The 13,943-nt window shown below is 69.1% G+C and carries 9 protein-coding genes; 7 read left to right on the plus strand and 2 right to left on the minus strand.

Features of this window, described 5'->3' with window-relative positions; genetic code table 11:
* The first annotated feature begins 12 nt into the window (after positions 1 to 12).
* From HMH01_RS01015 to HMH01_RS01045, 7 genes are all read left to right on the plus strand, one after another.
* Positions 13 to 1,458, plus strand: coding sequence for an NAD(P)(+) transhydrogenase (Re/Si-specific) subunit beta (locus HMH01_RS01015; RefSeq protein ID WP_171321621.1), 1,446 nt, complete (start codon positions 13 to 15; stop codon positions 1,456 to 1,458).
* Positions 1,459 to 1,580: 122 nt separating this feature from the next.
* Complete coding sequence (metK, locus tag HMH01_RS01020) at positions 1,581 to 2,765, plus strand: methionine adenosyltransferase (RefSeq protein WP_171321623.1); 1,185 nt, start codon at positions 1,581 to 1,583, stop codon at positions 2,763 to 2,765.
* A gap of 198 nt (positions 2,766 to 2,963) precedes the next feature.
* Entirely contained in the window at positions 2,964 to 4,421 is a 1,458-nt protein-coding gene (gene zwf / locus HMH01_RS01025; protein WP_171321625.1) for a glucose-6-phosphate dehydrogenase, read from the plus strand.
* A 53-nt stretch (positions 4,422 to 4,474) separates the two neighbouring features.
* On the plus strand, positions 4,475 to 6,286 hold the full coding sequence (gene edd, locus HMH01_RS01030) for a phosphogluconate dehydratase (RefSeq protein WP_171321627.1): 1,812 nt from the start codon (positions 4,475 to 4,477) through the stop codon (positions 6,284 to 6,286).
* A 16-nt stretch (positions 6,287 to 6,302) separates the two neighbouring features.
* Positions 6,303 to 6,959 carry a bifunctional 4-hydroxy-2-oxoglutarate aldolase/2-dehydro-3-deoxy-phosphogluconate aldolase gene (gene eda / locus HMH01_RS01035; protein WP_171321629.1) on the plus strand — a complete coding sequence of 219 codons (657 nt, stop codon included), beginning with the start codon at positions 6,303 to 6,305 and terminating at the stop codon, positions 6,957 to 6,959.
* Positions 6,956 to 8,521: a glucose-6-phosphate isomerase gene (gene pgi / locus HMH01_RS01040; protein ID WP_171321631.1), complete on the plus strand. Its 1,566-nt coding sequence runs from the start codon at positions 6,956 to 6,958 to the stop codon at positions 8,519 to 8,521. The genes eda and pgi overlap by 4 nt, the downstream gene beginning before the upstream one ends.
* Positions 8,522 to 8,614: 93 nt before the next feature.
* The gene (locus tag HMH01_RS01045) at positions 8,615 to 9,826 is read left to right on the plus strand and encodes a pyridoxal phosphate-dependent aminotransferase (RefSeq protein ID WP_171321633.1); all 1,212 of its coding nucleotides are present in this window, start codon (positions 8,615 to 8,617) and stop codon (positions 9,824 to 9,826) included.
* Here HMH01_RS01045 and HMH01_RS01050 read toward each other — a convergent pair.
* Both HMH01_RS01050 and HMH01_RS01055 read right to left on the minus strand, forming a co-directional pair.
* The gene (locus HMH01_RS01050) at positions 9,823 to 12,483 is read right to left on the minus strand and encodes a glycosyltransferase (RefSeq protein WP_171321635.1); all 2,661 of its coding nucleotides are present in this window, start codon (positions 12,481 to 12,483) and stop codon (positions 9,823 to 9,825) included. The two genes, HMH01_RS01045 and HMH01_RS01050, sit on opposite strands and share 4 nt — an antisense overlap.
* The gene (locus tag HMH01_RS01055; protein ID WP_171321637.1) at positions 12,480 to 13,910 is read right to left on the minus strand and encodes a DUF6212 domain-containing protein; all 1,431 of its coding nucleotides are present in this window, start codon (positions 13,908 to 13,910) and stop codon (positions 12,480 to 12,482) included. The genes HMH01_RS01050 and HMH01_RS01055 overlap by 4 nt, the downstream gene beginning before the upstream one ends.
* Positions 13,911 to 13,943 lie beyond the last annotated feature (33 nt).

Raw genomic sequence — 13,943 nt, forward strand, 5'->3', positions numbered from 1 at the left:
AGGGGATAGAACATGTCTGTCGGACTCGTCTCGGCTGCCTATATCTCGGCCGCTGTCCTCTTCATCCTGTCGCTGGGTGGCCTGTCGGGCCAGGAAAGCGCCAAGCGCGCCGTGTGGTACGGCATCGTCGGCATGGCGCTGGCGGTGGTGGCCACCGTCTTCGGCCCCGGCATCGGCAACTGGTTCCTGCTGATCGTCTGCATGGCCGCGGGCTCGGTGATCGGCTACTACGTCGCCAACCGCGTGCAGATGACCGAAATGCCCCAGCTTGTGGCGGCGCTGCACAGCTTCGTGGGTCTGGCCGCCGTGTTCATCGGCTTCAACGCCGAGATGGAGATGAACGCCGTCGCGGCGCTTCAGGCGGCGGGCGACACGCAGGCGCTGGCCGCGCTCGAGGGCTTTGCCCAGAAGGTCGCCGGCAAGGACCAGGCCGAAATCACCGTGCTGATGATCGAGGTGTTCCTCGGCGTCTTCATCGGCGCCGTGACCTTCACCGGCTCGGTGATCGCCTTCGGCAAGCTGGCCGGCAAGGTGACATCGTCCGCGAAGAAGCTACCGGGCGGCCACATGCTGAACGCGGGCGCCGCGGCGCTCAGCCTGATCCTGCTGATCGTCTACATGCAGACCGGCGCCGGCTGGACGCTGCTGCTGATGTCGGTGCTGGCGCTGTTCATCGGCTATCACCTGATCATGGGGATCGGCGGCGCGGACATGCCCGTCGTGGTGTCGATGCTGAACAGCTATTCGGGCTGGGCCGCGGCGGCGATCGGCTTCAGCCTGGAAAACGACCTGCTGATCGTGACCGGTGCGCTGGTCGGCTCCTCGGGTGCGATCCTCAGCTACATCATGTGCAAGGCGATGAACCGCAGCTTCATCAGCGTCATCCTGGGCGGCTTCGGCGGCCCGTCGGGCGCGCAGCAGGAGATCGAGGGCGAGCAGATCGCCATCGATGCCGACGGCGTCGCCTCGGCGCTGGAGGATGCGGACAGCGTCATCATCGTGCCGGGCTACGGCATGGCGGTGGCGCAGGCGCAGGGCTCGATCAGCGAGCTGACGCGGCGGCTGCGCGGCAAGGGCAAGGAAGTGCGCTTTGCCATCCACCCCGTCGCCGGTCGCCTGCCGGGCCACATGAACGTGCTCTTGGCCGAGGCCAAGGTGCCCTACGACATCGTTCTCGAGATGGACGAGATCAACGAGGACTTCCCGACCACGGACGTGGTGATCGTCGTCGGCTCGAACGACATCGTGAACCCCGCCGCGCAGGAGGATCCGAACTCGCCCATCGCCGGGATGCCGGTGCTGGAAGTATGGAAGGCCAAGCAGGTCTTCGTGTCCAAGCGCGGCCAGGGCACCGGCTATTCCGGCATCGAGAACCCGCTGTTCTACAAGGAGAACACGCGCATGTTCTACGGCGATGCCAAGGCGAGCGTGGACGCCCTGCTGCAGAAACTCTCGTGATCGCAGCGGCACCCCCGGCCGGGCCGGGGGTGCGACATTCCGGACAGCCGCGCTTGCAGTCAGGACAGGCCGCCTATATCCCGATTTCCACATCCTGAGAGAAGCCCGGAAGGCACGAAGGAATGACTGAGCGCAAGAACTACCTGTTCACCTCGGAATCCGTTTCCGAAGGTCACCCCGACAAGGTCTGCGACCAGATCTCGGACGCGGTGGTGGACATGCTGCTGGCCCGCGAGCCCGAGGCCCGCGTCGCCGTCGAGACGGCGGCCACGACCAACAAGGTCGTGCTTCTGGGCGAGATCAAGGTCTCGGAAGAGAACGCCGCCACCCCCGAAGAGATCAGCGCCACCGCGCGCGAGGTGATCCGGCGGATCGGCTACCAGCAGAAGGGCTTTCACTTCAGGACCTGCTCGATCGACTGCTATGTCCACGAGCAGAGCCAGGACATCGCGCGCGGCGTGAACGCGTCCGACAACAAGGACGAGGGCGCGGGCGACCAGGGCATCATGTTCGGCTTCGCCACCGACGAGACGCCGGAACTGATGCCGGCGCCGATCCTCTATTCCCACAAGATCCTCAAGCGGCTGGCCGAGGCGCGGCACTCCGGCGCCGAGCCCACGCTCGGGCCGGATGCGAAATCGCAGCTGACGATCGAGTACCGCGACGGGCGGCCGGCGCGGGCGCACACCATCGTGCTGTCCTCGCAGCATCTGAACCCGGACATGACCTCCGAGGATGTGCGCGCCGTCGTGGAGCCGCATATCCACAAGGCGCTGCCAGAGGGCTGGATCGACGCCGATACGGTCTGGCACGTCAACCCCACCGGCCGCTTCGTGATCGGCGGGCCCGACGGGGATGCCGGCCTGACCGGGCGCAAGATCATCGTGGACACCTATGGCGGTGCCGCGCCCCATGGCGGCGGCGCTTTCTCGGGCAAGGATCCGACCAAGGTGGACCGCTCGGCGGCCTATGCCGCGCGATACCTTGCGAAGAACGTGGTCGCCGCGGGGCTGGCGCGGAAATGCTCTATCCAGATCGCCTATGCGATCGGCGTGGCAGAGCCGCTTTCGGTCTATGTCGATGGCTACGGAACCGAGACGGTGGACCCGGCCCGTATCGAATCGGCAATCCGCGAGGTGATGTCGCTCACCCCGCGCGGCATCCGCACCCATCTGGGTCTGAACAAGCCGATCTACCAGCGGACCGCCGCCTATGGACATTTCGGCCGGGACCCCGATGACGACGGCGGTTTCTCGTGGGAGCGCACCGACCTGGTGGATGCCCTGCTGAGCGCCACCGGCAACTGATCGGGCGATCCCGACCGGCACCCTTGCCACACTTCCGCCCGGCCGTGCCCGGGCGGGAGTTGACAGCCCCAGCCCAATCTGTAGTTTCGCGCTCGCATCACCAAGGCGTGGCCCTGCCCGGTGATGCCGGGTCATGCTGACCCGAAGAGTTGCGGATGGCGTGTCATTGACGCGCCCAGACGGAAGGGGCCCATATCCATGGTTGCCAGAACGATACCGGTCGACGCCTTCGACCTCGTGATCTTTGGCGGTACCGGCGATCTTGCCCGGCGCAAGATCCTGCCCAGTCTGTTTCGCCGCATGCGCGCGGGCCAGATGCCGGCGACGGCCCGCGTCATCGCCTGTGCCCGGGGCAAGATGACCCGCAAGGCGTTCCAGCAGATGATCCGCGAGGCGCTGCTGGAGTTCATCCCCCGCCCCGAAGACCGCCCCGACGACCTGCTGGCGCAGTTCCTCGAGGTGCTGGATTTCGTCGCCCTCGACGCCACCGGAGAGGCGGGCTGGGCCGAGTTGGGCGAAAAGCTGCGGCCCGACACGGTGCGCGCCTTCTATCTTTCGGTGGGGCCTGCGCTGTTCGGCCCGATTGCCCACCGCCTGCACGAGACCGGGCTCGCCACCGCTGACAGCCGGATCGTCGTCGAAAAGCCGCTGGGCCACGACCTGCCGTCCGCGCGGGAACTGAACCGGCAACTGTCCGAAAGCTTCTCCGAGCACCAGATCTACCGGATCGACCATTATCTCGGGAAGGAGACGGTGCAGAACCTGATGGCGCTGCGCTTCGCCAATGCGCTGTTCGAGCCGCTGTGGAACGCCCAGCACATCGACCATGTCCAGATCACCGTCTCGGAAAAGATCGGGGTCGAAGGGCGCGGCGGCTATTACGACAAGTCGGGTGCGATGCGCGACATGGTGCAGAACCACATCATGCAGCTTCTGTGCCTGACCGCGATGGAACCCCCCGCCCGGTTCGAGCCGGACGCCGTGCGCGACGAGAAGCTGAAGGTGATCCGCGCGCTCGACCCGGTGCCCATCGGGGACACGGTGCGTGGCCAGTACCGCGCCAATGGCACCACCGGCAGCTATCTCGACCATGTCGAGAACCCCGACAGCCGCACCGAAAGCTATGTCGCGCTGAAAGTGCAGATCTCGAACTGGCGCTGGGCGGGAACGCCCTTCTACCTGCGCACCGGCAAGAAGCTGCGCGCGCGGCTGTCGGAAATCGCGGTGATGTTCAAGGAAGTGCCGCACTCGATCTTTCCCGAGGTGTCGCAGAGGCGCGGCAACGCCCTGATCATCCGGCTTCAGCCCGACGAGGGGATCACCCTGCGCATGACGATCAAGGATCCCGGCCCGGGCGGAATGCGCCTGCGCGAGGTGCCGCTGGACATGACCTTTGCCGATGCGCTGGGCGACATGGCCGAGGAGGTGCCCGACGCCTATGAGCGGCTGGTGATGGACGTGATCCGCGGCAACCAGACGCTCTTCATGCGCGGCGACGAGGTGGAGGCCGCCTGGGCCTGGACCGATGCGATCATCGCCAGCTGGGAAGATGACCGCGCCCGGCCCGAACCGTATGATACCGGCGGCTCGGGTCCGGAAGAGGCGCTGGCGCTGATGCATCGCGACGGCCGCCGCTGGCGCGAGATCGAAGGCTGACCACCGGGCGGGCCGGCCCCGCCGGTCCCCCGTCCCCTCAAGGAGGACAGAGAATGAGCAGCAGGCTGAACGACACGGTGGCCCGCGTCACCCGCCGGATCGAGGAACGCTCGAAGCCCGCGCGCAGCGCCTATCTGGACCGCATGGCCCGCGCCCGCGACGAGGGCCCGCGCCGCGCGCATCTGAGTTGCGGCAACCAGGCCCATGCCTATGCCGCGATGGGCGACGACAAGGACGCGCTGGCCACGGGCAGCGCCGGCAACATCGGCATCGTCACCGCCTATAACGACATGCTCTCGGCGCACCAGCCGTTCGAAACCTACCCGGCGCTGATCAAGCGCGCCGCGCGCGAGGTGGGCGGCACCGCACAGGTGGCGGGCGGGGTGCCCGCGATGTGCGACGGGGTCACCCAGGGCCAGGTCGGGATGGAGCTGAGCCTGTTCTCGCGCGACGTGATCGCGATGGCGGCGGGGGTGGCGCTGTCGCACAACACCTTCGACGCCGCCGTCTACCTGGGCGTCTGCGACAAGATCGTGCCGGGGCTGGTGATCGCGGCAGCCACCTTCGGGCATATCCCTTCGGTGTTCCTGCCCGCGGGGCCGATGACCAGCGGCCTGCCCAACGACCAGAAGGCCAAGGTCCGCCAGCAATATGCCGCCGGCGAAGTGGGGCGCGACGCGCTGATGAAGGCCGAGATGGAAAGCTATCACGGCCCCGGCACCTGCACCTTCTACGGCACCGCGAACACCAACCAGATGCTGATGGAGTTCATGGGCCTGCACCTGCCCGGCGCCAGCTTCGTCAATCCGGGCACGCCGCTGCGCGAGGCGCTGACGCTCGAGGGGGCGAAGCGCGCGCTGGCGATCAGCGACCTGGGCAACGAATACACCCCCGTCTCGGACATCCTGGACGAGCGCGCCTGGGTGAACGGCATCGTCGGCCTGATGGCGACGGGCGGGTCCACCAACCTGCTGATCCACCTGATCGCGATGGCGCGCGCCGCCGGCGTGGTGCTCGACTGGGAGGACTTCGCCCAGCTGTCGGACGCGACGCCGCTTATGGCGCGGGTCTATCCCAACGGGCTTGCCGACGTGAACCATTTCCACGCCGCCGGCGGCTTGCAGTACATGATCGGCGAGCTGCTGGACGCGGGCCTGCTGCATCCCGACACCCGCACCGTCGTGGGCGAGGGGCTGGCGCGCTACACCCAGGAGCCGAAGCTGATCGACGGCACCCTGCGCTGGGAGGATGGCGCGAAGCGGTCGCTGAATGACAAGATCCTGCGCCCGGCCACGGACCCGTTCCAGCCCACCGGGGGCATGAAGCGGCTGGCCGGGAACCTTGGCACCGGGGTGATGAAGGTCTCTGCCGTGGCACCCGAGCGCCATGTGATCGAGGCGCCCGCGCGGGTGTTCCACGACCAGGAAGAGGTCAAGGTCGCCTTCCGCGCGGGGCAGCTGACGACCGACACCGTCGTCGTGGTGCGCTACCAGGGCCCCCGGGCCAACGGCATGCCCGAGCTGCATTCGCTGACCCCGATCCTTGCGGTGCTTCAGGACCGCGGGCTGAAGGTGGCGCTGGTGACAGACGGGCGCATGTCGGGCGCTTCCGGAAAGGTGCCCTCGGCCATCCATGTCAGCCCCGAGGCGCTGGACGGCGGGCCCTTGGCGAAGCTGCGCGACGGCGACGTCGTGCGGGTCGATGCGGTTGCCGGCACGCTTCAGGTGCTGGACCCCACCGTGCTCGACCGCGAGATCACCCACCCCGATCTGACGGCCAACCGCCACGGCCTGGGGCGCGAGATGTTCCAGCTCTTCCGCGACGCCGCAAGCCCCGCCGAAACCGGCGCCTGCGCCCTGCTCTGAGGAAAGGAAGCCCCCCATGCCCATCACTCCGCACGAGGCCAGCCGCGCGACGCGCGAGATCGCGGCGCTTGCACCCATCATCCCGGTGATCGTGGTAAAGGATGCGTCCCATGCCCGCCCGATGGCCGAGGCGCTGGTCGCGGGCGGTCTGCCCGCGCTCGAGGTGACGCTGCGCACGCCGGCCGCGCTCGATGCCATCCGGGCCATGGCGGATGTGCCGGGCGGCGTGGTCGGCGCCGGCACGCTGGTCACCGCGCAGGACGTGCGCAACGCGGTCGCCGCTGGCGCGAAGTTCGGCGTCTCGCCCGGCGTCACGGACGAGCTGCTCGCCGCCTGCGAGGAAGAGGGGCTGCCGCTGCTGGCCGGGGCAGCGACCGCGACGGAAGCGATGCGGATGCTGGCGCGCGGCTACGACTTCCTGAAGTTCTTCCCGGCCGAAGCCTCGGGCGGGGCGCCCGCGCTCAAGGCGATCGGCGCGCCGCTGCCGCAGATCGCCTTCTGTCCGACGGGGGGCGTCACGCCGGCCAACGCGGGGGAATACCTTGCCCTGTCGAACGTGCTCTGCGCCGGCGGCTCCTGGGTCGCGCCGCAGCAGATGGTCGACGAAGGCCGCTGGGACGAGATCGAGCTGCTGGCGCGAGAGGCGTCGAAACTGGAAAGGGTGCGCAAATGACCCTGTTCGACGACCTGCGCGCCCATCGCGCCGCCACCGCCGACCGGCATATCCTGGATCTGTTTCGCGCCGATCCCGACCGCTTCGCGCGGTTCTCGGCGCGGCTGGACGACATGGTGCTGGATTTCTCCAAGACCTCCATCGACGAAGCCGCGCTGGACCTGCTCCTGCGGCTGGCGCGGGAACGCGGGGTCGAGGCCCGGCGCGACGCGATGTTCGCGGGCGAGAGGATCAACCAGACCGAGGGGCGCGCGGTCCTGCACACCGCGCTGCGCAACCGCTCGGACCGGGCGGTGACGGTGGACGGGCAGGACGTGACGCCGGGCATTCGCGCCACGCTCGAACGGATGGCGGCCTTTGCGACCGGGATCCGCAGCGGGGCGATCACCGCGCCGTCGGGGGCGCGTTTCACCGATGTGGTGAATATCGGCATCGGCGGCTCGGATCTTGGCCCGGTCATGGCCGCACTGGCGCTGGCGCCCTGGCATGACGGGCCGCGCACGCATTTCGTCTCGAACGTGGACGGGGCGCATGTGCATGACGTGCTGAAGGGGCTCGACCCGCGCACCACGCTGGTGATCGTCGCCTCCAAGACCTTTACCACGATCGAGACGATGACCAATGCCCGCACCGCGCGGCACTGGGTGGAAGCCGCTGTCGGCGCGGCGGCCGGCGGCCATTTCGCGGCGCTGTCCTCGGCACTCGACAGGACGGCAGAGTTCGGGATCGAGCCGGACCGCGTGTTCGGCTTCGAGGACTGGGTCGGCGGGCGCTATTCCATGTGGGGGCCGATCGGGCTGAGCGTGATGATCGCCGTCGGCCCCGAGGTGTTCGGCCGCTTCCTTGATGGCGGCTTCGAGATGGACGAGCATTTCCGCACCGCGCCGCTGGCGGAAAACCTGCCGGTCCTGCTGGGCCTGGTGGGGATCTGGCACAACAACGCCTGTGGCTACCCGACCCGCGCGGTGCTGCCCTATGACCAGCGCCTGCTGCGCCTGCCCGCCTATCTTCAGCAGCTTGACATGGAGAGCAACGGCAAGCGCGTGGCGCTGGACGGCAGCCCGCTGACCGAGGCGTCGGGCCCGGTGGTCTGGGGCGAGCCGGGCACCAACGGGCAGCACGCCTTCTACCAGCTGATCCACCAGGGCACCGCGGTGATCCCCTGCGAGTTCCTGGTCGCCGCCGAGGGGCACGAGCCGGACCTGCGCCACCAGCACGACCTGCTTGTCGCCAACTGCCTTGCCCAGTCCGAGGCGCTGCTGGTCGGCCGCCCGACCGCCGACAACCCGCACCGGGTGTTCCCGGGCAACCGTCCGTCGACCACGCTGATGTACCGCCAGCTGACGCCCGAGACCTTTGGCCGGATCGTCGCGCTCTACGAGCATCGCGTCTTCGTCGAGGGGGCGATCTGGGGCATCAACTCCTTCGACCAGTGGGGGGTGGAACTGGGCAAGGAACTTGCCACGCAGATGCTGCCGCTGATCGAGGGCAAGGGCGATGCGGCGGGCAAGGACGGCTCTACCGCGGGGCTGCTGGGAACCCTGTCGGACCTTCGGGGCTGAGGCCACCGAACCGGGTTCCGTTTCGCCCCGGACAGGGATATCCACGGACCGGAGAACGGGGGCAGCGCCCCCAGAAACGGAGTGACCGGCCCCATGACCCTGACCCTGTCCCCGCGCATGTCGCGCATCCAGGCATCCCCCACCATCGTCGCCATGGCCCGCGCCAACGCGGCCAAGGCGGCGGGGCGGCCGGTGATCTCGCTGACCACGGGCGAGCCCGATTTCGACACCCCCGCCCATATCCAGGAGGCCGCCATCGCCGCCATGCGCGCGGGGCAGACGCGCTACACCGCCGTAGATGGCACGGTCGAGCTGAAGCGCGCGGTGATCGACAAGTTCAGGCGCGAGAACGGGATCGAGTACCGGCTGGACGAGGTGATCGTCTCGACCGGGGCGAAGCAGGTCATCTTCAACGCCATCCTGGCCCTGATCGACGACGGCGACGAGGTGATCGTACCGACGCCCGCCTGGGTCAGCTATCCCGACATCGTCAAACTGGCCGGCGGCACACCGGTCGAGGTGCCGACCACCGCCGAGACCGGCTTCAAGCCCACCGCCGAGGCGCTTGCGGCGGCGATCACGCCGCGGACCCGCGCGATCATGCTGAACTCGCCGTGCAACCCCACGGGTGCGGTGCTGTCGGCCGAGGATTACCGCGCCATCGCCGAACTGGTGCGCGGGCGTCCGGACATCCTGGTGATCTGCGACGACATCTACGAGCACATCACCTTCGGCACGACCGAGTTCGCGACGCTGGCGGGTGTCTGCCCGGACCTGAAGGAACAGGTGCTGACGGTGAACGGCGTCTCGAAGTCCTACGCCATGACCGGCTGGCGCCTGGGTTATGGCGGCGGTCCCGCCCCCCTGATCGCGGCGATGAAGGTGTTGCAGTCGCAATCCACCACCAACGCCTCGTCGATCAGCCAGGCGGCCGCGGTGGCCGCGCTGAATGGCGGGCTGCAATGCGTCGAGGAACAGCGCCAGGCCTTTGCCCGCCGGCGCGACATGCTGCTTTCGCGGCTGGCGGCGATGCCGGGCTTGCAGGTGCTGCCGCCCGAGGGCGCGTTCTACCTGTTCATCGGCGTGGCCGAGTGGCTGGGCGCGACCCTGCCCGACGGGACCGTGGTGGCGACCGAGGCGGATTTCGTGGACCAGTTGCTGGAGCGCGAGAACCTGGCCGTGGTGGGTGGCGAGGGCTTCGGCTGCTCGCCCTATATCCGGCTCAGCTTCGCCGCCTCGGACGCGGATCTTTCGGCGGCGATGGACCGGCTGGAGCGTTTCGTCGGCAGCCTGACCCGAGCCTAGGCCGCGCGGCGGCGGGCGAGGATCGGCTCCAGCGCCGCCATCAGCGCCGCAGCATTCGCATCCCACTGGCGGTCCGTCACCGGGCCGCCCACGCTCAGCCGGTGGCGCAGGTCGGGTTCTGCCAGAAGGCGGGCCAGCACCGACTCCATGCCCTCCACCACGTCGCCCTCACGGATCAGGAAGCCGTTCACCCCATCCGCGATGCCCTCGGACACGGCACCGACATCGGTGGCGACGGGGATCACCCCGGCGCGCTGCGCCTCCATGATGGTCAGCGGCAGCCCCTCGTCGCGCGACGGCATCAGCAGCACGTCAAGCCGGGCGAAAGCCTGGGTCAGGTCCGCGATATCATAGGCGGCGGGATAGCGGCGGACGTGATCCGGCACGGCGATGTCTCCGCCGCCAAGGATCGCACCTCCGGTGATCGAGAACTCGACCGGCCAGTCCTTCAGCCGGTTGGCAAGGGCAACGAAGCGGTCGGCCCCCTTCTGGCCATCCAGCCGGCCAAGAAAGCCCACGCGCAGCGGCGCCCGCGGATCGCGGCTGGCGCGGGCGTTGCGGACCGCCCGCACCTCGGCTTCGGTCATCGGGAAGCCGGGACCGTTCGGGATCGCCAGCAGCTTCGCGCGCGGAATGCCCTGCCCATGCAGCCAGTCGGCCAGCCGGTTGGAACAGGTCAGGACCAGGTCGAGCCCCCCCTCGTAGGCGGTGGCAAGATACGGGGTGCCATAGGTCCGGCCATAGCCGCCGGTTTCCGTCAGATGTTCGTAGCTGACGGTCACGATCCCCTTGCCACGCAACGCCGACAGTCCATGGAACAGCGCCGCCGTCCCGGTGGCGACCACCGCATCCATCCCGGTCAGAGGGGCAAGCACCGCCGACAGCAGATCGGGGTCGAGCGGCGTCGCCAGGTTGGTGCCAAGATATTGCCGCCCCTTCCAGGATCGCAGCAGCGGATCGCTCAGCATGTGGATCGTCTCGAACGGTGCGGTCAGCCAGTCGGTGCCGACCATCGACCCGTCGCCATGGACGAACAGATGGCAGCGCGCCCCCTGCGCCCCAAGCGCAGAGGCCAGCGCCACCACGCATTTCTCGACCCCGCCGAACTGGAAGATCGGCATGACGAAGCCGATGTCGCGGCCATGCCCCTGCGCGTTGCGCGGCAGGGGAACGCCGCCCAGCGTGTGGTTGCGCAGCACCCAGTCGATGTCGCGGGGCGACGATACGGCCGGATCGGTGCGCCACGGCGCCAGCTGTGCCAGGTAGGCCCGATCCTCCTGGGGGTGGTCGCGGATCGTCGTTGCAAGGTCGCGCAGGCCATCGAGCGGCGCAGCGCCCTCGCGGCTGGCCGGAGCCCGGTCGAGGGCGATCGTCAGGCGGGCGACCCGCATCTCCGACAGCGCGTCCGCCGCCTGCCGCACGGCGCGCGGCGCTTTCCTCGCCTTGGGGAAGGCAAGCGCGTCCAGCCCCTCCGCCCCGATCATCAGCAGGTCCGCATCCTCCAGCGCCTCGCGCTCGGCCTCGCGGGCGACGCGAAACTCGGCCTCGGCCAGCGCGCGGGTGCGCGGCGTCGCTGCGGTGCCCGCCAGTGCCGTGTCGGGCGTCTGCGCCGGGGGAAGCATGTCGATCTGCCATTGTTCCCCGGGGTGGCGGATCAGCCGGGCGGCGGCAAGATCCGCGGCCCCCAGCGCCCGGTGCAGGTGCCACACGGCCGAGCGCGCGAGCCTTCGATCCGCCAGCATGGCCAGAAGACCGGGCCGTGCAAGGATCCAGGCCATCGGCCGCCAGTTCTGCGTGGGCCGCGCCCGGGCCGCCCGCAATTCGCGGATCGCGTCATCCAGGCCCTGCGTGACCGGGGCCTCGGGATCGGTGAAGGCCAGCAGCCGTCCCGGCGCATCCGTCTCGATCAGCCGGTAGCGGGGCGTGTGCCCTGCCGCGCGTTGCGCCACGGCATCGCCATCGTAAAGCCAGCGGTGCCGCGCGCGGATGTCGGCCCGCAGGACCGTATCCTGGTCGTGCGACCCGCTCAGCATCGACTCGGGCCGCTTGCGATACCGGAAGAATGCCTGCCGCACCGGCGCGCCGCGGAACCCCGCACGGGCGGCGGACAGGAAGAATTCCCAGTCCTCGTACCCCTTGCGCATACTCTCGTCGAAACGGATACCCGCGTCGAACACGCGGCGACGGATCAGGCTGCCGGCCTCCGAGAAATTGGATTCCGCCAGCAGCGCGACCGAGAAGTCGCCCCCGTTATGGGCATGTTCGGCCAGCCCGATCATGTCGAAATTCGGGTAGAACCAGTCCGCGTCGGGCCGGGTGCCCAGAAGGTGCTCGAACAGCGCCGCCGCATGCGGATCGAGCCGGTTGTCCGCATCCAGCAGAAACACCGCCTCGAGGCCCGGATAGCGGTCGAGCGCCAGGTCGATCCCGGTGTTTCGCGCCCCCGACAGACCGCGATTGACCTGGGTGACGCGGTGAAACCGCCCCGGATGGGTCAGCGCCCAGCCCTCGAGCGTGGCGCGGGTCTCTGCCAGCGGGCAGCCGTCATCGACCGCGATGACCACCGTGCCGTCCAACGCCAGTGCGCTGGCGATGGATTCGCTGGCAAGCGCCGCGTGACCATGCACCGGGATGACGATGGCGATGCGCGGCGTCATTCGCTGCGCCTGCGTCCCGTGACGCGGAACCCGTGGAACAGCGCCTCGGCATTGCGGTTGAAGGGCATGTTCGGCATCGCCGTCGCCAGCAGCAGATCGACAGGACCGGACAGGGGCTGCGCGGGATCGAACCAGACCTCGCCCCATTCTGCGGGCAACAGATGCACCCATTGGCCCAGATATGGCAGCGCCTGCTCGACGCTCTGCACCAGACCTGCGGGCGCGGCGCCGATGGCAAAGGCCACCTCCATCGTATCGTGGCGTGACAGCTGGACGATGCCGCTGAGCTGGGTCAGCGCCTCGACGTCCAGGCCGGGCACCCGCGCGACGACGGGCCGGTGGGCCGACGGATGGACGAGAATCGCGTCCCTGGCATCCCAGCGCTCCACCGGCGTCCTGTCGGGATAGCGGCGGATCGCCCGGCGCACGCGCCCCGTGGCATAGGGCAGCTGCAAAGGCAGGTCGAGATCGAGCGGGCGGACCAGCCGCGTGACCCCGTCCGCGGGCATCGCATGGCGCGGGTCATGAAGCGCCGGGGCAGGCATCCGGGGCAGGGTTCGCCAGACACGCAGCGCAAGCGGGCGCGTCAGCGCCGCCCCGGCGCTGCGGACGCAGACATCCTCCACCGGGCTTTCGGGCGCCAGCGACAACGGCAGGGATACATCCTTTGGCCCGTCCGGATGGAAGGAGAGTTGCAGCACCGCATCCTCTGGCTCGCCGCCGCCAGCATGGGGCAGCGTCAGGCGAAACCAGCCCGAAAGCCCTTCGGCTACGGGGATGCTGGCCGTCATGCCTTCGAAGGGGGGGCCTGCGGGGCGCAGCAGGTCCAGCCGCACCGTCCCCGCCGGCGCGGCCTGAGCGATGTGCACATCAACGGAAATGAAGCCGCGGCTTGGCGCCGGCAGCGGCTGGAGCACCGGATCAGGGCCCAGCGCCAGCACCTCGGCTGTCGCGGGCCAGGACCGGACCAGCATGTGCTTCGGCGCCAGCTGATCCCAGACCCAGGCCTCCAGCTCGGCGTGATCGGTCTGCATCTGCATGTGGGCGCGGCGCAACTCGGCCAGCGCGGCACGCTCGGATGCGGCGTCGCGCAGGGCGTTCTGCATCCGCGCCAGCACCAGCCCGAGCGCGATGCGCGCCACCGCATCGGCACCCGGCGCGGGGCCAAGATCATGGACCGGTATTCCGGCAGCCGAAACCAGATCCGACAGGGGATGATCCTCGGCCAGGGCCCGGGCATCGGCGGTCGTCAGAAGAAGACCCATGACGCTCATGTCGGCCAGCGCCAGCCGCCCGCTCGACATGGTCAGTTCCGAGCGCCACGCGCCAAGGTCCATGACCTGCACCCCTGCGGCGGTGAATGCGGGGCACGCCGCGCTGACGACGAGAACGGGCTCGCTCGGTTGCGTCCTGTTGCGGTCTTTCATCCTGCCCGAGCCCTGCCTTCCCCGAGAAACTGC

Source organism: Halovulum dunhuangense, from assembly GCF_013093415.1.
Lineage (GTDB): Bacteria > Pseudomonadota > Alphaproteobacteria > Rhodobacterales > Rhodobacteraceae > Halovulum > Halovulum dunhuangense.